The organism is Citrobacter portucalensis (assembly GCF_023374935.1).
Taxonomy (GTDB): Bacteria; Pseudomonadota; Gammaproteobacteria; order Enterobacterales; family Enterobacteriaceae; genus Citrobacter; species Citrobacter portucalensis.
In genome coordinates this window covers 515,539-538,824 of record NZ_CP092466.1, presented here as the reverse complement: position 1 = coordinate 538,824, position 23,286 = coordinate 515,539, and the positions used below count along the sequence as shown (strand labels likewise).

At 53.3% G+C, this 23,286-nt stretch carries 23 protein-coding genes; 12 read left to right on the top strand and 11 right to left on the bottom strand.

Features of this window, described 5'->3' with window-relative positions; genetic code table 11:
• Positions 1–30 precede the first annotated feature (30 nt).
• The 7 genes from murA to mlaF form a co-directional block, all read right to left on the bottom strand.
• A complete protein-coding gene (gene murA, locus LY264_RS02620) occupies positions 31–1,290 on the bottom strand; it encodes a UDP-N-acetylglucosamine 1-carboxyvinyltransferase (protein WP_003839949.1) in 1,260 nt (419 codons plus the stop codon).
• Between the two features lie 53 nt (positions 1,291–1,343).
• Positions 1,344–1,598, bottom strand: coding sequence for a BolA family iron metabolism protein IbaG (gene ibaG, locus LY264_RS02615; RefSeq protein WP_003025040.1), 255 nt, complete (start codon positions 1,596–1,598; stop codon positions 1,344–1,346).
• A gap of 169 nt (positions 1,599–1,767) precedes the next feature.
• Complete coding sequence (mlaB, locus tag LY264_RS02610; protein WP_003025045.1) at positions 1,768–2,061, bottom strand: lipid asymmetry maintenance protein MlaB; 294 nt, start codon at positions 2,059–2,061, stop codon at positions 1,768–1,770.
• Complete coding sequence (gene mlaC, locus LY264_RS02605; RefSeq protein WP_008785928.1) at positions 2,061–2,696, bottom strand: phospholipid-binding protein MlaC; 636 nt, start codon at positions 2,694–2,696, stop codon at positions 2,061–2,063. Before mlaC ends, mlaB begins: the two co-directional genes overlap by 1 nt.
• A gap of 18 nt (positions 2,697–2,714) precedes the next feature.
• A complete protein-coding gene (gene mlaD, locus LY264_RS02600; protein ID WP_003828747.1) occupies positions 2,715–3,272 on the bottom strand; it encodes an outer membrane lipid asymmetry maintenance protein MlaD in 558 nt (185 codons plus the stop codon).
• A 4-nt stretch (positions 3,273–3,276) separates the two neighbouring features.
• Entirely contained in the window at positions 3,277–4,059 is a 783-nt protein-coding gene (gene mlaE / locus LY264_RS02595; protein WP_003025053.1) for a lipid asymmetry maintenance ABC transporter permease subunit MlaE, read from the bottom strand.
• A gap of 7 nt (positions 4,060–4,066) precedes the next feature.
• Positions 4,067–4,879 (bottom strand): phospholipid ABC transporter ATP-binding protein MlaF, encoded by an 813-nt coding sequence (gene mlaF, locus LY264_RS02590; RefSeq protein ID WP_003828749.1) that lies wholly within the window; start codon positions 4,877–4,879, stop codon positions 4,067–4,069.
• 215 nt (positions 4,880–5,094) lie between these two features.
• Between mlaF and LY264_RS02585 the strand changes: the two genes are divergently transcribed.
• From LY264_RS02585 to npr, 11 genes are all read left to right on the top strand, one after another.
• The gene (locus LY264_RS02585; protein ID WP_048215460.1) at positions 5,095–6,072 is read left to right on the top strand and encodes a calcium/sodium antiporter; all 978 of its coding nucleotides are present in this window, start codon (positions 5,095–5,097) and stop codon (positions 6,070–6,072) included.
• 13 nt (positions 6,073–6,085) lie between these two features.
• The gene (kdsD, locus tag LY264_RS02580; protein WP_003025063.1) at positions 6,086–7,072 is read left to right on the top strand and encodes an arabinose-5-phosphate isomerase KdsD; all 987 of its coding nucleotides are present in this window, start codon (positions 6,086–6,088) and stop codon (positions 7,070–7,072) included.
• Positions 7,073–7,092: 20 nt separating this feature from the next.
• Positions 7,093–7,659 (top strand): 3-deoxy-manno-octulosonate-8-phosphatase KdsC, encoded by a 567-nt coding sequence (kdsC, locus tag LY264_RS02575; protein WP_048225721.1) that lies wholly within the window; start codon positions 7,093–7,095, stop codon positions 7,657–7,659.
• A complete protein-coding gene (gene lptC, locus LY264_RS02570; protein WP_003828757.1) occupies positions 7,656–8,231 on the top strand; it encodes an LPS export ABC transporter periplasmic protein LptC in 576 nt (191 codons plus the stop codon). The genes kdsC and lptC overlap by 4 nt, the downstream gene beginning before the upstream one ends.
• Positions 8,200–8,748 (top strand): lipopolysaccharide ABC transporter substrate-binding protein LptA, encoded by a 549-nt coding sequence (lptA, locus tag LY264_RS02565; protein ID WP_003828759.1) that lies wholly within the window; start codon positions 8,200–8,202, stop codon positions 8,746–8,748. The genes lptC and lptA overlap by 32 nt, the downstream gene beginning before the upstream one ends.
• 6 nt (positions 8,749–8,754) lie before the next feature.
• Complete coding sequence (gene lptB, locus LY264_RS02560; RefSeq protein WP_003828761.1) at positions 8,755–9,480, top strand: LPS export ABC transporter ATP-binding protein; 726 nt, start codon at positions 8,755–8,757, stop codon at positions 9,478–9,480.
• A 46-nt stretch (positions 9,481–9,526) separates the two neighbouring features.
• Positions 9,527–10,960: an RNA polymerase factor sigma-54 gene (rpoN, locus tag LY264_RS02555; RefSeq protein ID WP_032945120.1), complete on the top strand. Its 1,434-nt coding sequence runs from the start codon at positions 9,527–9,529 to the stop codon at positions 10,958–10,960.
• Positions 10,961–10,982: 22 nt separating this feature from the next.
• The gene (gene hpf, locus LY264_RS02550) at positions 10,983–11,270 is read left to right on the top strand and encodes a ribosome hibernation promoting factor (protein WP_003025078.1); all 288 of its coding nucleotides are present in this window, start codon (positions 10,983–10,985) and stop codon (positions 11,268–11,270) included.
• 83 nt (positions 11,271–11,353) lie between these two features.
• On the top strand, positions 11,354–11,845 hold the full coding sequence (ptsN, locus tag LY264_RS02545) for a PTS IIA-like nitrogen regulatory protein PtsN (RefSeq protein WP_032945121.1): 492 nt from the start codon (positions 11,354–11,356) through the stop codon (positions 11,843–11,845).
• Positions 11,846–11,890: 45 nt separating this feature from the next.
• A complete protein-coding gene (gene rapZ, locus LY264_RS02540; RefSeq protein WP_003025085.1) occupies positions 11,891–12,745 on the top strand; it encodes an RNase adapter RapZ in 855 nt (284 codons plus the stop codon).
• Complete coding sequence (npr, locus tag LY264_RS02535) at positions 12,742–13,014, top strand: PTS phosphocarrier protein NPr (protein ID WP_003828770.1); 273 nt, start codon at positions 12,742–12,744, stop codon at positions 13,012–13,014. Before rapZ ends, npr begins: the two co-directional genes overlap by 4 nt.
• A 66-nt stretch (positions 13,015–13,080) precedes the next feature.
• On the opposite strand, the gene mtgA is transcribed toward npr, so the two are convergent.
• The 4 genes from mtgA to mnmL form a co-directional block, all read right to left on the bottom strand.
• Positions 13,081–13,800 carry a monofunctional biosynthetic peptidoglycan transglycosylase gene (gene mtgA / locus LY264_RS02530; RefSeq protein ID WP_048215457.1) on the bottom strand — a complete coding sequence of 240 codons (720 nt, stop codon included), beginning with the start codon at positions 13,798–13,800 and terminating at the stop codon, positions 13,081–13,083.
• Positions 13,797–14,450 (bottom strand): isoprenoid biosynthesis glyoxalase ElbB, encoded by a 654-nt coding sequence (gene elbB / locus LY264_RS02525; protein ID WP_003828774.1) that lies wholly within the window; start codon positions 14,448–14,450, stop codon positions 13,797–13,799. Before elbB ends, mtgA begins: the two co-directional genes overlap by 4 nt.
• Positions 14,451–14,679: 229 nt before the next feature.
• Positions 14,680–17,016: an aerobic respiration two-component sensor histidine kinase ArcB gene (gene arcB / locus LY264_RS02520; RefSeq protein WP_020996355.1), complete on the bottom strand. Its 2,337-nt coding sequence runs from the start codon at positions 17,014–17,016 to the stop codon at positions 14,680–14,682.
• Between the two features lie 195 nt (positions 17,017–17,211).
• On the bottom strand, positions 17,212–18,141 hold the full coding sequence (gene mnmL, locus LY264_RS02515; protein ID WP_122983988.1) for a tRNA modification radical SAM protein MnmL/YtqA: 930 nt from the start codon (positions 18,139–18,141) through the stop codon (positions 17,212–17,214).
• Positions 18,142–18,825: 684 nt separating this feature from the next.
• Here mnmL and gltB point away from each other — a divergent pair.
• On the top strand, positions 18,826–23,286 hold the full coding sequence (gene gltB / locus LY264_RS02510; RefSeq protein WP_122983986.1) for a glutamate synthase large subunit: 4,461 nt from the start codon (positions 18,826–18,828) through the stop codon (positions 23,284–23,286).

The window sequence follows — 23,286 nt, the reverse complement described above, 5'->3', positions numbered from 1 at the left end:
TGAACTGGGGGTTACAAGAGACGTTGACGATTACTCGCCTTTCACGCGCTCAATGTTTGCGCCCAGCGCACGCAGTTTATCTTCGATGCGCTCATAGCCGCGATCGATGTGATAAATACGGTCGACTACCGTCGTACCTTCAGCAATACACCCTGCCAGCACCAGGCTTGCAGATGCGCGCAGATCGGTCGCCATAACCTGTGCGCCAGAGAGCGTTTCCACGCCGTGGCAAATCACGGTATTGCTTTCGATTTCTGCGTGAGCGCCCATACGGCTCAGCTCAGGCACGTGCATAAAGCGGTTCTCAAACACGGTTTCCGTGATGAAGCCGGTCCCTTCTGCCACCAGGTTCAGCAATGTAAACTGGGCCTGCATGTCGGTAGGGAACGCCGGATGCGGTGCAGTACGCACATTGACCGCTTTCGGACGTTTACCGTGCATATCAAGGCTGATCCAATCATCACCCACTTCAATATCCGCACCCGCATCACGCAGCTTCGCCAGAACGGCATCCAGCGTGTCCGGCTGTGCATTACGGCAGATAATCTTGCCGCGAGAAATTGCCGCCGCCACCAGGAAGGTACCGGTTTCGATACGATCTGGCAGAACGCGATAAACACCACCGCCAAGACGCTCAACGCCTTCGATGGTAATACGATCGGTGCCCTGACCCGTGATCTTCGCGCCCAGCGCAATCAGGAAGTTCGCGGTATCCACAATCTCCGGCTCGCGCGCAGCGTTTTCGATGATGGTGGTGCCTTCGGCAAGCGTTGCTGCGCACATGATGGTGACCGTCGCGCCGACGCTCACTTTGTCCATGACGATATGCGCGCCTTTCAGACGGCCATCAACGGACGCCTTCACATAGCCTTCTTCCAGCTTAATTGTCGCGCCTAACTGCTCCAGACCGGTAATGTGCAGGTCAACCGGACGCGCGCCAATGGTACAGCCACCCGGCAGTGAAACCTGGCCCTGACCAAAGCGGGCAACCAGCGGCCCGAGCGCCCAAATGGATGCACGCATGGTTTTCACCAAATCGTACGGCGCACAGAAGACGTTCACATCACGCGCATCGATGTGCACAGAACCATTACGCTCAACTTTCGCACCCAGCTGGCTCAGCAGCTTCATTGATGTGTCAACGTCCTTCAGTTTCGGGACGTTTTGGATCTCTACAGGTTCTTCAGCCAGCAGCGCCGCAAACAGGATCGGCAGTGCGGCGTTTTTAGCGCCTGAAATTGTGACTTCGCCCTGGAGCTTAGTTGGCCCCTGAACACGAAATTTATCCATTATTCTGTTCTCTGTTAAGAATTTATCTTCGCTACCGGCACATCACCCGTAGCTCAAAAACCGTTAAGTTTGCGATCGCGCGCCCATTCCGCTGGGGTAAACGCCTTAATCGACACGGCATGAATGCGGTTGTCCGCAATGTACTCCATCAACGGGCCATAGACCGATTGCTGCTTCTTGACCCGGCTCATGCCTTCAAACATCTCACCCACGGCAATAACCTGAAAGTGACTGCCGTCGCCAGAAACGTGGACTTCCTGGAGGGAGAGTGCATTCATCAGCACGCTCTGAATTTCATTATTTTCCATGGGCTCTTCATTCGTCAGATAGTGAAAACAGCCCAACATCTTAGAGCAAAGTGGCGCTGTCATAAATAAGCAAAAAGCCTCGCTGATAAATCAGACAAGGCTTTAGTGGCAGATCCCCCTCAGGGGTTTTGCCGGATAGCGGCACAAGACCTTATCCGGCCTGGAAAAATTAACGCGGAAGGACGTCGTCAGGCAGATTGTAAAGCTGCGCCAGCGTGTACACTTTATCGTTAACACCAGTGAGTGAAACGCTGTTTCCCTGCTGCTTGCCCTGATTAATCAGATGCAACAGTAACGCCAGACCGCCGGTATCTACCCGGGATACCTGGTTCAGGTCGATGCAGGATACTCCTTTCATCGCCTCAATTCGCGCATCCCATAATGGGTTTAACACGTCCTGATCCAGCTCCCCCACCAGCACCAGCTTGTCGCCTTCACGCGTCCAGGTGAGTGACTGCGTCATTATTTTTTCTCTTCCAGCGTGATTTTCTGCTGAGCAATAGATTTCAGCTGCGCCGTCAGGCCATCAATACCTTTGGTACGCAGCAGGTCGCTCCACTCATTTTGTTTGGTGGTGATCATACTTACGCCTTCAGCAATCATGTCATAAGCCTGCCAGTTACCGGTCTGGGAGTTTTTACGCCACTGGAAATCCAAACGTACCGGAGGACGACCGTTTGGATCGATGATGGTTACGCGGATAGGCACGATGGTCGCATCACCCAGCGGTTGCTCTGGTGCAATTTCATAAGTCTGGCCATGGTACATCGCCAGAGCCTGGCCGTAGGCCTGCTTCAGATATTCACGAAATGCGGCAAAATAGGCTTCACGCTGAGCAGGGGTCGCATCTTTGTAGTAGCGACCCAGTACCAGCGCACCCGCATATTTAACCTGCACGTATGGCAACAGTTCCTGATCGACAACCTGGCGCAGGTAATCCGGGTTTGCGCGGATTTTAGGTTGTTCATTCTTCAGACGGTCAAATGTCTTCTGCGCCGCCTCATTCATCTGTTTGTACGGGTTCGTTTGGTCGGCTGCAGTTGCTGCGCTAAGCGGGGCAATCACCAGCATAGCCACCATCATCAATCGTTTAAACATACGTTGATTCTCCTGAGATTATTTCGTTGCGCCCGCAGGCGTAGTGGCTTCATTATTGCCGTCAGTTGCGGCTGGCGCATCGCCAGAATTCTTATTGTCATCACCTTTACTGTTGCTGTTGTAAAGGAACTGACCAATCATATCTTCCAGCACCATCGCGGATTTCGTGTCCTGAATCGTACCGCCATCTTTGAGGATAGACGTTCCCAGCTCAGGATCTTCAAAACCCACATTCAATGCCAGATACTGTTCGCCCAGCAGACCGGAAGTACGGATGCTCAGAGAACTGGTGTCAGGAATATGGTTAAAACGCGATTCGATTTCCAGCGTCACGCGCGGCAGGTACGTTTTCGGATCTAACGAGATGTCCGATACGCGTCCAACTACCACCCCGCCAATCCGCACCGGAGAACGCTCTCTCAGGCCGCCGATATTATCAAAGGTCGCATAAATCGTGTAAGTCGGCTCAGTACGCATTGAGGTAACGTTCGCCGCCTTCAGGCAAACAAACAGCGCTGCCAGCAGCGCAACCAGCAGGAATAACCCGACCCAAATTTCATTTTTTTTCGTTTGCATGAACTCAATTCCCAAACATCAGTGCGGTCAGCACAAAATCCAGCCCCAGAACGGCAAGAGAGGCGTGCACAACGGTGCGTGTCGTTGCCCGGCTAATCCCGGCAGAGGTCGGGATCGCATCATAACCATTGAACAATGCAATCCAGGTGACCGTAATGGCGAACACCACGCTCTTAATCAGACAGTTAACCAGGTCCAGACGCCAGTCGACGGCATTTTGCATAGCCGACCAGAAGAAGCCTGCATCAATACCCTTCCAGCTTACGCCAACCAGTGAACCACCCCAGATACCCACTGCGACAAAAATAATCGTCAGCAGCGGCAATGAAATGACGCCAGCCCAAAAACGTGGGGAAATCACCCGGCGCAGTGGATCGACGGCCATCATCTCCAGACTGGAAAGCTGTTCGGTCGCCCGCATCAGGCCAATTTCTGCGGTTAAGGCCGACCCGGCCCGCCCGGCAAACAGCAGCGCCGCAACAACCGGTCCCAACTCACGTAACAATGACAGTGCCACCAGCATACCGAGGCTGGTTTCCGCGCTGTAGGTGGTCAGCACCAGGTATCCCTGCAACCCCAGCACCATACCGATGAACACGCCAGAAACAATAATGATCAGCATCGATAAGACACCGACATTATAGAGCTGGCGTATCAGCAGCGGCGCATGTTTGCGAAACTCCGGCTTGCCGACAACCGCATTGAACAACATTAATCCGGCTCGCCCGAACGTCCTGAGGGTTTTTATTCCCCGATGTCCGAGTGATGCCAGCGCATTTAACAACATGGGTGGCTTAACTCCCTGTTTTGAGTAAATCGATGTGGTAGTCGCCCGCCGGGTAACGGAACGGAACCGGTCCATCGGCAATGCCGTCAAGGAACTGGCGTACGCGCGGATCGGCATTTTCTTGTAGTGCCTGAGCACTACCGTAGGCCACTATTTTTTTGTCCGCCATTATATAGGCGTAATCCGCAATACTCAGTACCTCAGGCACATCATGGGATACCACCACACAGGTGACGCCCAGCGCGCTGTTCAGTTCTGAAATCAGCTTCACCAGAACGCCCATGGTGATGGGATCCTGGCCGACGAACGGCTCATCAAACATGATGAGGTCTGGCTCCAGCGCGATAGCACGTGCTAACGCGGCGCGACGCGCCATCCCACCGGATAATTCAGAAGGCATTAATTTGGCCGCACCCCGCAGGCCGACGGCCTCGAGCTTCATCATCACCGTGCTCTTCAGCAACGGCGCTGGCAACGTCGTATGCTCGCGCAGAGGGTACGCGACGTTGTCAAACACATTCATGTCGGTAAATAGCGCACCAGACTGAAACAGCATACTCATGCGCTTACGCACGGTAAATAAACGCGAACGGGACATGGCCGGGACGTTCTCACCGTCAAACAGGATCTCGCCCTTATCCGGGGGGATCTGTCCGCCAATCAGACGCAACAGCGTCGTTTTGCCGATGCCTGATGGCCCCATGATCGCCGTCACCTTACCGCGCGGTACCGTCAGGGAAATATTATCAAAGATGCAGCGGTCACCCCGGGAAAAGCTGACATCGCGCATATCGACTAGATTCGCCACAGACTGCCCCATTGATTCATCCTTTACTATTGCCTCGTTGATCGAAGAGTTTGGCGCTCAATTTAGCCATGAACTCAACATATTTACAGATTATTGCCTGTCCTGGTTAGCGAAAGCTGGCATTTGTTTTACTTTTTAGCCGCATAAAGTCAAAATTAAGACTTCGTTACGGCTTCCAGAAGATCCTTCAAGTGGACCGGCGAGTATACCTGAAGAAAGGACTTTAGATGCTTTTAGCGACGGCGCTGTTAATAATTGGTTTACTTCTGGTGGTCTACGGTGCCGACCGTCTGGTATTTGCCGCATCCATTTTATGTCGAAATTTCGGTATTCCTCCCATTATCATCGGAATGACCGTGGTCAGCATGGGTACGTCGTTACCCGAGATCATTGTCTCCGTTGCCGCATCGATGAATGGGCAACTCGATCTGGCTGTCGGGACCGCCATAGGTTCTAACATCACCAACATTCTGCTTATTTTAGGCCTGTCGGCGCTGATTCATCCTTTTACCGTGCATTCTGATGTTCTGCGTCGTGAATTACCGCTAATGTTGCTGGTAAGTATTTTAGCTGCATCCGTCCTGTATGACGGGCAGTTAAGCCGCAGCGACGGTTTCTTTCTTCTGCTTCTGGCCGTGCTATGGCTGCTATTCATTGTTAAAATCGCCCGTCTGGCCGAGCGACAAGGCAATGACAGCCTGACGCGTGAGCAGATAGCTGAGCTGCCGCGCGAAGGCGGATTACCGGTCGCATTTTTGTGGTTGGGCATTGCGCTGATAATCATGCCAATGGCAACACGTATGGTGGTGGATAACGCTACCGTACTGGCGAACTATTTCGCCATGAGCGAACTTACTATCGGGCTGACAGTGGTCGCCATTGGTACCAGCCTGCCTGAGCTGGCAACAGCGATTGCGGGTCTGCGTAAAGGTGAAAACGATATTGCCGTCGGTAACATTATCGGCGCAAACATTTTTAATATCGCTATCGTCCTCGGGCTACCGGCGTTGATTACGCCAGGTGAAGTCAATCCAATGGCCTTCACCCGTGACTATAGCGTCATGCTGCTGGTGAGCGTGATTTTTGCACTACTCTGCTGGCGACGTCCGCGCCAGATTGGTCGCGGCGCAGGTGCGCTGCTGACCGGCGGTTTTATCATATGGCTGGCGATGCTGTATTGGTTATCGCCACTTCTCGTTGGATAACTGGAAACGCATTATGTCGCACTTAGAGTTGCAACCGGGTTTTGACTTTCAGCAAGCAGGCAAGGAAGTCCTGGCAATTGAACGTGAAGGCCTGGCGGAGCTTGATCAGTACATCAACCAAAATTTTACCCTCGCATGCGAGAAAATATTCAGCTGCCCGGGCAAAGTGGTGGTGATGGGAATGGGGAAATCCGGCCATATCGGGCGGAAAATGGCAGCCACATTTGCCAGCACCGGCACCCCCTCATTTTTTGTACACCCAGGCGAAGCCGCACATGGCGATCTGGGTATGGTCTCGCCGCAGGATGTGGTCATTGCCATCTCTAACTCCGGTGAATCCAATGAGATAGCGGCGCTGATCCCGGTATTAAAACGTCTTCATGTACCGCTTATCTGCATGACCGGTCGTCCTGAAAGCAGTATGGCGCGTGCGGCAGATGTGCATCTGTGTGTTAAAGTGCCCAAGGAAGCTTGTCCGTTAGGCCTGGCGCCGACCAGCAGTACGACAGCAACACTGGTGATGGGCGATGCCCTAGCGGTGGCATTATTAAAAGCGCGCGGCTTTACCGCGGAAGATTTTGCGTTGTCTCATCCCGGTGGCGCACTGGGCCGTAAGCTTTTACTGCGCGTTAACGATATTATGCATACGGGCGACGAGATCCCGCATGTGACCAAAAACGCCAGCCTGCGTGACGCCTTAATTGAGATCACGCGTAAAAATCTCGGCATGACCGTCATTTGCGATGATGCCATGAAGATTGACGGTATTTTCACCGATGGCGATTTACGTCGTGTCTTCGATATGGGCGTTGATGTACGCCAGTTAGGCATTGCCGATGTGATGACCCCTGGAGGCATTCGCGTGCGTCCGGGTATTCTTGCCGTCGATGCCCTGAACTTAATGCAGTCCCGCCATATCACCTCGGTAATGGTTGCTGATGGCGACCAGTTACTCGGTGTGTTACATATGCATGATCTGCTGCGTGCAGGTGTAGTGTAAGAAACTCAAGGATAACGAAAATGAGTAAAGCAGGTGCGTCGCTTGCGACCTGTTATGGACCCGTCAGCGCAGACGTTATCACCCGGGCAGAAAACATCCGTTTGCTGATCCTGGATGTGGATGGCGTACTGTCTGATGGTCTGATTTATATGGGCAACAACGGTGAAGAGCTGAAGGCTTTTAACGTCCGTGATGGTTACGGAATTCGCTGTGCGCTCACTTCCGGTATTGAGGTTGCCATTATTACCGGACGAAAGGCTAAACTTGTAGAAGATCGCTGTGCCACTTTGGGGATCACCCACCTGTATCAGGGGCAGTCAGACAAACTGGTTGCCTTTGGCGATCTCCTTAGCAAACTGTCGATCGCGCCGGAGAATATCGCCTACGTTGGCGATGACCTGATCGACTGGCCGGTGATGGCTAAAGTAGGATTGAGCGTCGCGGTGGCAGATGCCCACCCTCTGCTGATCCCGCGAGCCGATTATGTCACCCGCATTGATGGTGGACGTGGCGCTGTGCGTGAAGTCTGCGATTTATTACTCCTGGCGCAGGGCAAACTGGACGAGGCCAAAGGGCAATCGATATGAGCAAAACCAGACGTTGGGTTATCATTCTACTGTCGCTGGCTGTCCTTGTGATGATTGGTATTAATCTGGCAGACAAAGATGACACCGCTCAGGTCGTCGTCAATAACAACGAGCCAACCTATAAGAGCGAACATACTGATACCGTCGTGTATAGTCCGGAAGGCGCGCTGAGCTATCACTTGATCGCACAACACGTTGAATATTATTCGGAACAAGCGGTTTCGTGGTTTACTCAACCGGTATTAACCACGTTTGATAAGGATAAAGTACCGACCTGGACGATCAAGGCCGATAAAGCCAAATTGACCAACGATCGGATGCTGTATCTGTACGGCCATGTTGAGGTTAACGCCCTGGTGCCTGACTCTCAACTACGCAGAATTACGACCGATAACGCGCAGATTAACCTGGTGACACAAGACGTCACTTCCGATGATCTGGTGACGTTGTATGGCACAACATTTAACTCCAGCGGACTGAAGATGCGCGGCAACTTACGCAGCAAGAACGCCGAGCTGATTGAAAAGGTTAGAACCTCATATGAAATCCAAAACAAACAAACTCAGCCTTAATCTTGTACTTGCCAGCTCACTTCTGGCCGCCAGCATTCCGGCATTTGCCGTCACCGGCGATACCGAGCAGCCGATTCACATTGAATCGGACCAGCAGTCCCTGGATATGCAGGGCAACGTGGTGACGTTTACTGGCAACGTGATTGTGACTCAGGGCACCATCAAAATTAACGCCGATAAAGTCGTCGTGACCCGTCCTGGCGGTGAAGACGGCAAAGAAGTGATTGATGGCTATGGAAATCCAGCGACGTTTTACCAGATGCAGGACAACGGTAAACCGGTTAAAGGCCACGCCTCTCAGATGCACTATGAACTGGCGAAAGACTTTGTCGTTCTCACCGGCAAGGCGTATCTGGAACAGCTCGATAGCAACATCACAGGCGATAAGATCACCTATCTGGTAAAAGAGCAGAAAATGCAGGCCTTCAGCGATAAAGGCAAACGCGTCACCACCGTTCTGGTTCCGTCGCAGTTGCAGGACAAAAACAAGGCTCCGGCAGAGAAAAAAGGTAACTGATTCGTTATGGCAACATTAACTGCAAAGAACCTTGCAAAAGCCTATAAAGGCCGTCGTGTGGTTGAAGATGTCAGTCTGACCGTCAACTCAGGGGAGATCGTCGGTCTGCTCGGTCCTAACGGTGCAGGCAAGACAACAACCTTTTACATGGTAGTCGGCATTGTCCCGCGCGATGCGGGTAACATTATCATTGATGACGAAGACATCAGTCTGCTGCCTCTGCATGCGCGCGCGCGTCGCGGCATCGGCTACTTACCGCAGGAAGCATCGATTTTCCGTCGCCTGAGCGTGTTTGATAACCTGATGGCGGTACTGCAAATTCGTGACGATCTGACCAGCGAGCAGCGGGAAGATCGGGCCAACGAGCTGATGGAAGAATTCCACATCGAGCACCTGCGCGACAGCTTAGGTCAGTCGCTCTCCGGTGGTGAACGACGCCGCGTGGAAATCGCTCGCGCACTGGCCGCTAATCCAAAATTTATCCTGCTGGATGAACCGTTTGCCGGTGTTGACCCGATTTCTGTTATTGATATTAAACGGATCATCGAACACCTTCGCGACAGCGGCCTTGGCGTGCTGATTACCGACCACAACGTCCGCGAAACGCTGGCAGTGTGTGAGCGTGCCTATATCGTAAGTCAGGGACACCTGATCGCGCACGGCACGCCAACAGAAATACTGCAGGATGAGCACGTTAAGCGCGTATACCTTGGGGAAGACTTCAGACTCTGATAGGGTAGAAGACTTCACGTCACTGCAGGAGAAAACAACTCTGAACATGAAGCAAGGTTTGCAACTCAGGCTTAGCCAACAACTGGCGATGACGCCTCAGCTACAACAGGCTATCCGTCTGTTGCAGCTGTCCACGCTGGAACTTCAGCAAGAACTTCAGCAAGCGCTGGAAAGTAACCCACTGCTCGAGCAAACCGATCTTCACGACGAAATTGATACCCAGGAAAAACAGGACAGCGAAACCCTCGACACCGCAGATGCACTCGAACAAAAAGAGATGCCTGAGGAGTTACCGCTTGACGCCAGTTGGGATGAAATATACACCGCCGGGACGCCTTCGGGCACCAGCGGGGATTACATCGACGACGAACTGCCTGTGTATCAGGGTGAGACCACGCAATCACTACAGGATTACCTGATGTGGCAAGTGGAACTGACCCCGTTCTCGGATACCGATCGCGCCATTGCGACATCCATTGTGGATGCGGTAGACGAAACCGGTTATCTCACCGTGACCCTGGACGATATTCTCGAAAGCATGGGCGATGACGACGTCGGTATGGACGAAATCGAAGCCGTGCTTAAACGCGTTCAGCGCTTTGATCCCGTTGGCGTGGCCGCCAAAGATCTCCGTGACTGCTTACTGATCCAACTTTCGCAGTTTGATAAAGCCACGCCGTGGCTGGAAGAAGCGCGTCTGATCATCAGCGATCACCTCGATCTGTTAGCCAACCATGACTTCCGCACCCTGATGCGCGTGACCCGGCTGAAAGAAGACGTGCTGAAAGAAGCCGTCAACCTCATCCAGTCGCTTGATCCCCGCCCAGGGCAATCGATCCAGACCGGCGAGCCGGAGTACGTCATTCCGGATGTGCTGGTGCGTAAGCATAACGATCGCTGGGTGGTCGAACTCAACGGCGACAGCATTCCGCGCTTACAGATTAACCAGCACTACGCCGCCATGTGCAATAGCGCGCGCAACGATGCCGACAGCCAGTTTATTCGTAGCAATCTGCAAGATGCGAAGTGGCTGATTAAAAGCCTGGAAAGCCGCAATGATACGTTGCTGCGCGTCAGCCGCTGCATCGTTGAGCAGCAGCAAGCTTTCTTTGAGCAAGGCGAAGAGTTTATGAAACCGATGGTACTGGCGGATATCGCCCAGGCCGTCGAGATGCACGAATCGACCATTTCCCGTGTGACCACGCAAAAGTATCTGCACAGTCCGCGCGGCATTTTTGAATTGAAGTATTTCTTTTCCAGTCACGTTAACACTGAAGGCGGAGGTGAAGCCTCATCCACAGCTATCCGTGCGCTGGTGAAGAAATTAATTGCTGCGGAAAACCCCGCGAAACCGCTGAGTGACAGCAAGTTAACCTCTATGCTGTCAGAACAGGGTATCATGGTGGCACGCCGCACCGTTGCGAAGTACCGAGAGTCTTTATCCATTCCGCCGTCTAACCAGCGCAAACAGCTGGTGTGACCCAACCGATAAGGAAGACACTATGCAGCTCAACATCACTGGAAACAACGTCGAAATCACCGAAGCCCTGCGCGATTTTGTGAATACAAAATTTGCCAAGCTCGAACAATATTTCGACCGGATTAATCAGGTCTATATTGTGTTGAAAGTGGAGAAGGTTACACATATCTCGGATGCAACACTGCATGTGAACGGTGGCGAAATTCATGCCAGCGCGGAAGGTCAGGATATGTACGCCGCCATTGACGGTTTAATTGATAAACTGGCTCGGCAGTTAACAAAACATAAAGATAAACTGAAACAGCACTAACTTGTCCGGGCAGTTAGCGGGTGCAGGACGGCCTGTTGTGTAGCACAACGGGCCATTTGTACAGTTAGCGCTTAGGTGAAATTATGACAAATAACGATACGACTCTACAACTGAGCACTGTTCTTAACCAGGAATGTACACGCGCAGGCGTTCACTGCCAAAGCAAGAAGCGCGCACTGGAAATCATCAGCGAACTTGCGGCAAAACAGCTTAGCTTGCCTGCTCAGGTGGTATTTGAAGCCATTCTGACGCGTGAAAAAATGGGCAGTACCGGCATCGGTAATGGTATTGCTATCCCGCACGGAAAGCTGGAAGAAGACACGATGCGCGCGGTTGGTGTGTTTGTTCAACTCGAAACACCCATCGCCTTCGACGCCATTGATAATCAACCTGTCGATCTGCTTTTCGCCCTGCTGGTCCCGGCAGACCAAACCAAGACGCATTTGCATACGTTGTCACTGGTCGCAAAACGTCTGGCAGATAAAACCATCTGTCGTCGTCTGCGCGCCGCGCAGAGTGACCAGGAGTTGTATCAAATCATCACGGACACCGAAGGTGGACAGGATGAAGCATAACAACCCAATGGCATCCTTTTTTGTCGTTGTGAGGAGAAACAGTACATGGTACTGATGATCGTCAGCGGCCGTTCAGGGTCAGGTAAATCTGTCGCCCTGCGTGCGCTGGAAGATATGGGTTTTTACTGCGTGGATAACCTTCCCGTAGTGCTGTTGCCCGATCTGGCTCGTACACTGGCCGATCGCCAGATTTCTGCGGCCGTCAGCATTGATGTGCGCAACATGCCTGAGTCCCCGGAAATTTTCGAGCAGGCAATGAATAATCTGCCCGAGGGTTTCTCACCACAGCTGCTGTTCCTTGATGCAGACCGTAACACGTTGATTCGTCGCTACAGCGACACGCGCCGTTTACACCCGCTCTCCAGCAAGAACTTGTCTCTGGAAAGCGCTATCGATAAGGAAAGCGATTTGCTGGAGCCTCTACGCTCTCGCGCTGACCTGATCGTTGATACCTCCGAAATGTCCGTACACGAACTGGCAGAAATGTTACGTACCCGACTGCTGGGTAAACGTGAACGTGAATTGACGATGGTATTCGAATCCTTTGGTTTCAAACACGGTATCCCGATTGATGCGGATTACGTCTTTGACGTGCGCTTCCTGCCTAACCCACACTGGGATCCGAAGCTGCGCCCAATGACCGGTCTTGACCGCCCTGTCGCCGCATTCCTCGACAGGCACACAGAAGTACACAATTTTATCTACCAGACTCGCAGCTATCTTGAGCTATGGTTACCCATGCTGGAGACCAACAACCGTAGCTACCTTACCGTAGCCATCGGCTGTACCGGCGGGAAACACCGTTCGGTGTATATTGCAGAGCAGCTGGCAGACTACTTCCGCTCACGCGGTAAAAACGTGCAGTCACGCCATCGTACGCTGGAAAAACGTAAATCATGACCGTGAAGCAAACCGTTGAAATCACCAATAAGCTGGGCATGCATGCCCGCCCAGCGATGAAACTGTTTGAATTGATGCAGGGTTTCGAAGCAGAAGTTTTGCTGCGTAATGATGAAGGAACGGAAGCCGAGGCCAACAGCGTTATCGCTCTGCTGATGCTGGATTCAGCCAAAGGGCGTCAGATAGAAGTCGAAGCCACGGGACCACAGGAAGTAGAAGCCCTGGCCGCAGTGATTGCCCTGTTTAATTCAGGGTTTGATGAAGATTAATCGAGTACACAGAACGTAGCCAGTAGGCCGGATAAGGCGTTTACGCCGCATCCGGCAATAACTACGCTAATACAGATTATTTTCCCGCATAAACGACTCACCACCTAACTGGCGCATTTGGCGCATAATCCAGGCCTGGCGGTTACGCACATAACCAGAAGGCGCATTCGCCTTAAAACGCAAAGGATTGGGCAATACTGCCGCCAGCAAGGCCGCTTCAGACAGGCTCAACCGACTGGCCGGTTTATGAAAATACCGTTGCGCCGCCGCCTCCACGCCAAATATCCCATCGCCAAACTCGGCGATATTCAAATAGACGGTCAGAATACGTTTCTTACTCCAGACGGTTTCCATACCCAGCGTTAGCCCGGCTTCGAGACCTTTACGCACCCAGCTACGTCCATCCCACAAAAAGAGGTTTTTCGCCGTCTGTTGCGATAACGTTGACGCCCCGCGAATGCGGTTTTCATTGCGTTCATTGTGCGCCAGCGCTTTCTCTATGGCGGTGACGTCAAACCCCCAGTGGTCTGGAAACTTCTGGTCCTCTGCAGCAATCACCGCCAGTCCCATCCACGGTGAGATCTCATCCATGCTCACCCAGTCCGAGTGCGCCACATAGCCGAAATCACCGGACAGCCATGCGCCCAGCTGTCGCTCGACCATTACCGCCGAGAAAGGCACAGGCATCACGCTGAAAAGTGCGATGCCCCCGCCCCAGAATACGGCGAGGACAACCACCACCCGCAGAAAAATACGTCGCAGAAAGGCGGTTACTCCTTTTCTCATTCAGTCAGCACCAGCACACGCGATACCAGTTTATCGATGCCACTCGCAGCCTGAGCGATGTCCTGCGCCAGCATATAGGCAGGCGTGGTGACGATTTTGTTGTCTTCATCGACGACAATGTCATCAACCGGACAAGGCACATGCTCAGCGCCCATCTCTTCCAGCACCTCTGCCGTGTCGATATCAGTGCCGATGGTCAGACGCAGCGGGAAGTCAAAAATTTTTGGTAACATGGCAGGCGCAATGCACATAAACCCCAACGGCTTACCCGCCTGATGCATGGCCACCGCCAGCGCGGCTAAATCGCTGTCAACCCGGCATTCGCTGCCCTGACTGGCAAAATTGCTCAGATTTTTGGCCGCACCAAACCCACCCGGCACGATCAACGCATCCAGTTCCGATGAGACTGCCTGCGCAAGTGGGCGAATATCGCCACGTGTGATACGCGCGGCTTCAATTAGCACATTGCGAGTTTCCAGCATCGGCTCGCCGGTCAGATGATTAATCACATCCGCTTGTTGTTTATCTGGTGCGAAACAGACAGCCTGAGCGCCGTTGCGGGCAATGGCCAGAAGCGTGAGAACAGTTTCATGGATCTCTGCACCGTCATACACGCCGCATCCGCTGAGCACTACACCCACTTTTTTCATCGCAATACTCCTTTCTCAACTGGCTGAAACATATTAGTTATTATGATTTAAATGCTACGCTTCACACATTTAACTGATTCATGTAACAAATTATTTAAGATTTGCTATCTTAACTGCGTGCGGCCTGAAAATTAGGGCTGCGCCCTTGTAAACAATGATAATAATTTACGGCGCAGCCACGATTTCCCTGGTGTTGGCGCAGTATTCGCGCACCCCGGTCAAGCCGGGGTCATTTTTTTTCCACGCTCGCCACCCAGGCTTTTAATACTGCCACGTCGTGCTGCCACTCCTGCTTCATCTCTTCAATCCATTCAGCAACGTTATCTTCCCAAGCAGGAAGATCCGGCGACTGGATTTGCTGACCTAGCTGTTGCAGGTGACGCAGCCCCACTGAACCTGCTGCGCCTTTAATTTTATGGCCTTCCTCAACAACACCTTTTTTATCCCGTGCCGTCAGGTTGGACTCCAGCACGCTCAAATATCCCGGCATCATCTTCTCAAACACCGCCAGCCCGTCGGTAATTAACTTCGGTCCCACCAGCTCGAGGTATTGTTCCAACATAGGAATATCTAACAGCGCTTGCGATTTACTGCTTTCTTCAGATGTCACAGTGCTCTCCTCTTCGTTTCGGGTATCCCAGTATTTTTTGATCATGGCGGTTAGCGCCGGAACCGACAGCGGCTTACTCAGCACGTCGTCCATGCCTGCGTCCAGATACTCTTTTTTATCTTTCAGTACGTTGGCGGTGAGTGCAACCAGCGGTGGCAGATCTTCACGGGCGTATTTTTGCGTGAGCTCCCGCGAGATATCCAGACCGGTCATATCCGGTAGCTGAATATCCAGCAGCACCAGGTCATATTCACCCGGCGTAAACATTTCCAGCGCGGCTTTCCCGGTCATCGCGACATCCACGCTGTTGCCTAATTTTTCCAGCACGGAGCGCGCAACAATAACGTTCAGCTCAATGTCTTCTACCAGCAGCACATTCAGGGCTGGCAGCGGCATTTCATCGTCTTCAAAAGCATCTTCAATCTCTTCCGCTACCGCAGGGGCATGCACGGTTAGCGTAAAGATGGACCCTTTTCCTGCCTGGCTGGAAACCGTAATATCACCGCCCATGTTTTTCGCCAGACGCTTCGACACGGCCAAACCAATCCCTGTCCCCGTTGCCGGTTTACCGCCGTTGCTGTCCTTCACCTGATAATACATAGCGAAGATTTTATCCTGCTCATCCTGCGGAATGCCGATGCCGGAATCTTCAACTTCGAAATGCAGCATATTCCCCTGGTCATAGCGCGCCCGCACGGTCACCTGCCCCTGCTGGGTAAACTTCACGGCGTTGCTGATCAGATTCCACAGGATCTGACGCAGACGCGTTCCGTCGGTAATGACCTTATGCGGCAGCGGTAACGTCGGCTCAAGCACAAAACGCAGCCCCTTTTGCTGCGCCTGTAGGCCAGAGAGGTTTTCCAGATCCGCCATAAAACTGGTGAAATCGATCGGCTGGTTATCGAGCTGGACTTTACGTCGCTCCATCTTATCCATATCGATAATATCGTTGAAAATATTCCCCAGCGTCACAGCAGAGACGTGGATTGTTTTAAGGTATTTTTCCTGCTCCGCGGTCAGATCCGTATCCAGCAGGATCCGGCTTAAGCCGACAATGCCGTTAAGCGGGGTGCGCAGCTCGTGGCTGATAGTAGAAATAAAGGTGGTCTTATCGCGGCTGGCGCGCTCAAGCGCATCCTGATAACGCTTACGCTCGGTAATATCGCGCCCAAAGCCCATCAGACCATGTCGCTTACCTACGCGGTCATAGTAAGGCACTTTGCGAATTTCAAAGCAGGCTTTGCGCCCGTCCGGGTAGTCCAGCCACTGTTCGTAGGTGAGCGAAACATTATGGCGGAACACCTTCTCGTCGGTCTCAATCACCTTTTCAGCCGCTTCAGGAGAGTAAACGTCAGCCGGTTTTAAGTTCACCAGCTGCTTTTCGCTTTTGCCGGTCAGCAGCTCCATGGCACGGTTACAGCCGGAAAACTCCTTATCTTCATTGCGATAAAAAACCAGATCCGGCGAGGCATCAAGGAAAGAGCGTAAAAAGGAAGACTGTTGCTCAAGCTGGATCTGCGCCTCTTCGCGCTCTTTGATTTCAACCTTCAGTTGCTCGAATGTTTCCTGGCGCTCTGCTTCGGCTTTTTCACGCTCAACAATTTCCTGATTGAGCTGGGCAATATTATCTTTCAACTGCACATTGAGCTTGAGATCTCGCTCGCGCATCTCTTCCAGCTTTTGTACCAGTCGTGACAGGCGTTGCCGGGACTCCTCAAGTTGCTCCACCACCACAGACAAGAAATAGACGGCCCAGGGGGTAATTAACAGACCAAAAAAGATAGAACGGATGACATCAATGCTTTCTACCTGGCCATGCAGCACCATGGTGACAGCCATCTGCACCACAATTGCCAACACGACCAGAGCCAGCGCCAACAGCAGCGAAAAGCGCACCAGACCTAACTTCATCATCAGGTCGACGTAATATTGCGCCAGCATACGGATTTGCTTCATAGAGGGTTCCTTCACGACAACTTGGCACAATAATACTCAATTCTCAGCGTGACGTTGAAGATTGTGCAAGAAATGCGGAGGTTATCGGTGAAATGACCGCGGAGAGGCCATCGTAGGCCTGATAAGCAAAGCGCCATCAGGCAAGCAGGCGCAGATTTCCGGATGTCGGCTTTGCCTTATCCGGCCTACGGAGAGTTAGTTCTCAGGCTGCACCCATGGCGTACCGAGCGCCGAGCCTTGCACACCGTACTTGTTAAGGTACTTATCCAGTTCGACCATGCCGGTCCAGCGGTTTTCACACCATAGCGGTGCCAGCAGCGTTGGGCGACGCGCGCTGGCGGAAATTCGATGATAAATCACCTCTGGCGGCGTATGACGGATCATCTCCCCGGCGGTAACCGTATAGTCGTCCAGTTCAATTCCGTTCAGCCGCCCGGCTTTCCAGGCTTTCGCCATCGTACTGCCTTTCACAATATGCAGCGGGTGCAGCTTAATACCGTCAACACCCGTCTCCACTACACGTTCCATGGTTTGCAGGCATTCTGCCTGCCCTTCTCCCGGCAGACCGACAATCAGGTGTGAGCACACTTTCAGCCCGCGCTCGCGTGCCAGTCGCGTAGTGCGTTGGTAGCAGGCAAAATCATGGCCGCGGTTAATACGATGCAGGGTTTTGTCATGCGCGGTTTGCAAACCGAGTTCCAGCCATACCTCATAGCCGAGGTCTTTATACTCGCAAAGCAGATCGAGTACCGCATCCGGCACGCAGTCGGGGCGCGTCCCAACGCATAACCCGACGATACTGGCCTGGCTAACCGCCTGCTGATACATCGAACGCAGCACCTGCACTTCAGCAAAGGTGCTGGTATAGGCCTGGAAATAGGCCAGATAGCGTTTCGCGCGATTGACCAGATGCGCCTGATGCTCAAGCTGCTCGGCAATAGAATGGTGCTGCTGTGCTTCATCGGCAAACGAGGCGACATTGCAGAAAGTACATCCACCACGTCCGATGGTGCCATCACGATTTGGACAGCTAAAGCCGCCGTGAAGCGTGAGTTTATGAACCTTTTGCCCGTAACGGCGAGAAAGATCCCCACCAAACATATTGACTAATTTCTGTAACTGCATAATCTGGTAGACCGCGCCTTGAAAAGAGGCCAAAGCCTGCCATTTTTTGCCCCAGTCGGCGATGACCTGGATCAATCGCCCTGGCGTGCTTTTATTCATTGCATAACAAATCAAAATAATCGAAATTTCATTCATTCAAAATGAAATTACTTTTCCTTATATCCGACTGTTTTTTTTATCTTCTTATACTCTCAGCATAAAAACAGTATCTTTAAGACGCCAAAACTCCAAAAACCAGCATAAAATGCCAAGCATAGCGATAAACAAAGGGAGGACGGGGGATATACAGCCTTTCTGACAGTGAGACAGATCACACTTCGCTCCCCATCCCCCTTGCGTTAAATCAATGTAAAAAAGCCTTAAATTTCAACATATTCATAAAGTTAATCGCCCTATAGCACATTTTTGCATAAATAAGATTGCCATTTGACCTGTGTGTGGATTCCCGATAACGTGGAAATCCGCTGGAAGCTTTCTGGATGAGCAGTCTGCTCATCATATTTATGCAGTAATTGAGATTCCCTCTGAAGCAAGTCCTCAAACTTGTTTGACCTATGCGAAAAGGATAAAGAGGGCGAATGCGAGGTAAGCGTATGACACGCAAACCCCGTCGCCATGCTCTTGGTGTGCCCGTGCGCAACGGTCCAGATGGGAATCCCGCAGAGCCTGGGGAGGTTCACTGATATGTTGTACGATAAATCCCTTGAGAGGGATAACTGTGGTTTCGGCCTGATCGCCCACATAGAAGGCGAACCTAGCCACAAGGTAGTGCGTACCGCCATACACGCACTGGCCCGCATGCAGCACCGTGGCGCAATTCTAGCCGATGGTAAAACCGGCGATGGTTGCGGTTTGCTGTTACAAAAACCTGACCGCTTTTTCCGCATCGTGGCGCAAGAGCGCGGCTGGCGTTTAGCTAAAAACTACGCCGTCGGCATGATCTTTTTAAATAAAGACGCTGAACTGGCTGCGGCTTCTCGTCGCATTGTCGAAGAAGAATTACAGCAGGAGACCCTGTCGATTGTCGGCTGGCGCGACGTGCCGACCAACGAAGGTGTTCTCGGTGAAATCGCCCTCTCCTCCCTGCCTCGTATCGAGCAAATTTTTGTCAACGCCCCTGCGGGCTGGCGTCCGCGTGATATGGAGCGCCGCCTGTTCATCGCGCGCCGTCGCATCGAAAAACGCCTCCAGGACGATAAAGACTTCTACGTGTGTAGCTTGTCGAACCTGGTCAATATCTATAAAGGTCTGTGTATGCCGGCGGATCTGCCGCGCTTTTACCTGGACCTGGCGGACCTGCGTCTGGAATCGGCCATCTGCCTGTTCCACCAGCGCTTCTCCACCAATACCGTACCGCGCTGGCCGCTGGCGCAACCGTTCCGCTACCTGGCGCATAACGGTGAAATCAACACCATCACCGGCAACCGCCAATGGGCACGCGCACGTACCTATAAATTCCAGACACCGCTGATCCCTGACCTGCACGACGCCGCACCGTTCGTTAACGAAACCGGCTCCGACTCCAGCTCAATGGATAACATGCTGGAACTGCTGCTGGCTGGCGGGATGGACATTATCCGTGCCATGCGTTTACTGGTGCCGCCGGCCTGGCAGAACAACCCGGATATGGACCCGGAGCTGCGCGCGTTCTTTGACTTTAACTCCATGCACATGGAGCCGTGGGATGGCCCGGCGGGCATTGTTATGTCCGATGGCCGCTTTGCCGCCTGTAACCTTGACCGTAACGGCCTGCGTCCGGCGCGCTACGTCATCACCAAAGACAAGCTGATTACCTGCGCCTCTGAAGTTGGGATCTGGGATTATCAGCCGGATGAAGTCGTCGAGAAAGGTCGCGTCGGCCCTGGCGAGCTGATGGTTATCGATACCCGCAGCGGGCGCATTCTGCACTCCGCCGAAACCGATGACGATCTGAAAAGCCGCCATCCGTACAAAGAGTGGATGGAGAAGAACGTCCGCCGTCTGGTGCCGTTCGAAGACCTCGCAGACGATCAGGTCGGCAGCCGCGAACTGGACGATGACACGCTCGCCAGCTATCAGAAACAGTTTAACTACAGCGCCGAAGAGCTGGATTCCGTGATCCGCGTGCTAGGTGAAAACGGTCAGGAAGCAGTCGGCTCAATGGGTGATGATACCCCGTTTGCCGTGCTGTCCAGCCAGCCGCGCATCATTTATGACTACTTCCGCCAGCAGTTCGCGCAAGTGACTAACCCGCCGATCGACCCGCTGCGTGAAGCGCACGTTATGTCGCTGGCCACCAGCATCGGTCGTGAGATGAACGTCTTCTGCGAAGCCGAAGGTCAGGCACACCGCCTGAGCTTTAAATCGCCGATCCTGCTGTACTCCGATTTCACCCAGCTCACCACCATGAAAGAGGAGCATTACCGCGCCGACCGCCTCGATATCACCTTCGACGTGACCGAAACCACCCTCGAAGAGACCGTCAAGGCATTGTGCGATAAGGCGGAACAGATGGTGCGTAACGGTACGGTGCTGCTGGTGCTCTCTGACCGTAACATCGCGAAAAACCGCCTGCCGGTTCCGGCACCGATGGCCGTGGGCGCAGTGCAAACGCGCCTTGTAGAACAAAGCCTGCGTTGCGACGCCAACATCATCGTTGAAACCGCCAGCGCCCGCGACCCGCACCATTTTGCTGTCCTGCTCGGCTTTGGCGCGACGGCCATTTACCCGTATCTCGCGTATGAAACGCTGGGACGGCTGATCGACACTCAGGCGGTTGCCAAAGATTACCGGACCGTGATGCTGAACTACCGTAACGGCATCAACAAAGGTCTGTACAAAATCATGTCCAAAATGGGCATTTCGACCATCGCCTCTTACCGCTGCTCGAAGCTGTTTGAAGCTGTTGGTCTGCACGATGATGTCGTGGCGCTGTGCTTCCAGGGCGTGGTCAGCCGTATTAGCGGCGCAGGGTTTAGCGACTTCCAGCAAGATCTGCTGAACCTCTCCAAACATGCATGGCTGGCACGTAAACCTATCAGCCAGGGCGGTTTGCTCAAATACGTCCACGGCGGCGAATACCATGCCTACAACCCGGACGTGGTGCGCACGCTGCAACAGGCGGTACAAAGCGGCGAGTACAGCGACTATCAGGAATATGCCAAGCTGGTCAATGAGCGTCCGGCGGCCACGCTGCGCGATCTGTTGGCGATTACGCCTGGCGATGAAGCCGTAAGCATTAGCGAAGTAGAACCCGCAACCGAACTGTTTAAACGCTTTGATACCGCAGCTATGTCCATCGGCGCATTAAGCCCCGAAGCACACGAAGCGCTGGCCGAAGCCATGAACAGCATCGGCGGCAACTCGAACTCCGGTGAAGGCGGTGAAGACCCGGCGCGCTATGGCACCAATAAAGTGTCGCGCATTAAGCAGGTTGCTTCCGGTCGCTTTGGCGTAACCCCGGCGTATCTGGTCAACGCCGATGTCATCCAGATTAAAGTCGCTCAGGGCGCGAAACCTGGCGAAGGCGGTCAGTTACCGGGTGATAAAGTCACCCCGTACATCGCCAAACTGCGCTATTCGGTGCCGGGCGTGACGCTGATCTCCCCGCCGCCGCACCACGATATTTACTCTATCGAAGACTTAGCGCAGCTGATTTTCGACCTCAAACAGGTCAACCCGAAAGCGATGATCTCCGTGAAGCTGGTTTCCGAACCAGGCGTTGGCACCATCGCCACAGGCGTGGCGAAAGCCTATGCGGATCTGATCACCATTGCTGGCTACGATGGCGGTACCGGCGCAAGCCCGCTCTCCTCGGTGAAATATGCGGGCTGCCCGTGGGAACTCGGTCTGGTGGAAACCCAGCAGGCGCTGGTCGCTAACGGTCTGCGTCACAAGATTCGTCTGCAGGTTGATGGCGGTCTGAAAACCGGTGTCGATATCATTAAAGCGGCGATTCTGGGTGCGGAAAGCTTCGGCTTCGGTACCGGTCCAATGGTGGCGCTGGGTTGTAAATACCTGCGTATTTGCCACCTGAACAACTGCGCAACCGGCGTGGCGACTCAGGATGACAAACTGCGTAAGAACCACTATCACGGCCTGCCGTTCAAAGTGACTAACTACTTTGAATTTATCGCCCGCGAAGTCCGTGAGCTGATGGCGCAACTGGGTGTGAAGCGTCTGGTGGATCTGATTGGTCGTACCGACCTGCTCAAAGAGCTGGAAGGGTTTACCGCCAAGCAACAGAAACTGGAACTGTCTCGTCTGCTGGAAACCGCCGAACCGCATCCGGGTAAAGCTCTGCATTGCACCGAGAACAACCCGCCGTTTGATAACGGCGTGCTGAACGCTCAGTTGTTACAGCAAGCGAAACCGTTTGTCGACGAGCGCCAGAGCAAAACCTTCTGGTTCGATATCCGCAACACCGACCGTTCTGTTGGCGCGTCGCTGTCGGGCTATATCGCGCAAACGCATGGCGATCAGGGGCTGGCGTCTGACCCAATCAAAGCGCACTTCAGCGGTACCGCAGGCCAGAGCTTCGGCGTGTGGAACGCGGGCGGCGTGGAGTTGTATCTGACCGGTGATGCCAACGACTATGTCGGTAAAGGTATGGCGGGCGGTCTGCTTGCAGTGCGTCCTCCGGTTGGCTCTGCTTTCCGTAGCCATGAGGCGAGCATCATTGGTAACACATGTCTGTATGGTGCCACCGGTGGCCGCCTGTTTGCCGCGGGTCGTGCGGGTGAGCGCTTTGCAGTACGTAACTCCGGCGCAATCACCGTGGTTGAAGGTATTGGCGACAACGGCTGCGAATATATGACCGGCGGCATCGTCTGTATTCTCGGAAAAACGGGCGTCAACTTCGGAGCGGGTATGACGGGCGGATTCGCCTACGTGCTCGATGAAGACGGTGAGTTCCGCAAACGCGTGAACCCGGAACTGGTAGAAGTGCTGAGCGTGGACTCGCTGGCTATCCACGAGGAACACCTACGCGGTTTGATTACCGAGCACGTACAGCATACCGGCTCTTCACACGGCGAAGAGATCCTGGCTAACTGGCCAGCATTCTCGGCGAAATTCGCGCTGGTAAAACCAAAATCCAGTGATGTGAAAGCACTGTTGGGTCACCGTAGTCGTAGCGCAGCAGAGCTGCGTGTGCAGGCGCAGTAA